Genomic DNA, 493 nt, shown 5'->3' with positions numbered 1-493 from the left:
CGCGCCGCCCGTGGCGAACAGCGTGGTCTTGCCTTCGAGGATATAGACGTCGCCCGTTTCCATTTCGAGCGCGGTCACGCCGAGCACGTCGCCTTCGGCGTCGCGGATCAGGTCGAGCGCCATCCATTCGACGAAGAACGTGGTCTTCGCCGCGACGTTCTGCTGATACAGCGTGTGCAGCAGCGCGTGGCCGGTACGGTCAGCAGCCGCACAGGCGCGCTGAACCGGCTTCTCGCCGTAGTTGGCCGTGTGGCCGCCGAACGGGCGCTGGTAGATCGTGCCGTCGGCGTTACGGTCGAACGGCATGCCCATGTGTTCGAGTTCGTACACGGCGTTCGGCGCTTCACGGCACATGAACTCGATCGCGTCCTGGTCGCCGAGCCAGTCGGAACCCTTGATCGTGTCGTAGAAGTGATAGTGCCAATTGTCTTCGCTCATGTTGCCGAGCGAGGCGCCGATGCCGCCCTGCGCCGCCACCGTGTGCGAACGCGTG

1 protein-coding gene is annotated in these 493 nt (G+C 64.9%); it reads right to left on the bottom strand.

What is annotated here, in order from left to right; all coding sequences use genetic code 11:
• Window positions 1-493 (bottom strand): FAD-binding protein (locus tag U5A57_RS41370; protein ID WP_321918109.1); only part of this gene is annotated, 493 nt, incomplete at both ends.

The organism is Paraburkholderia sp. J11-2 (assembly GCF_905220185.1).
GTDB lineage: Bacteria > Pseudomonadota > Gammaproteobacteria > Burkholderiales > Burkholderiaceae > Paraburkholderia.
This window is presented reverse-complemented; position numbering and strand designations above follow the sequence as displayed.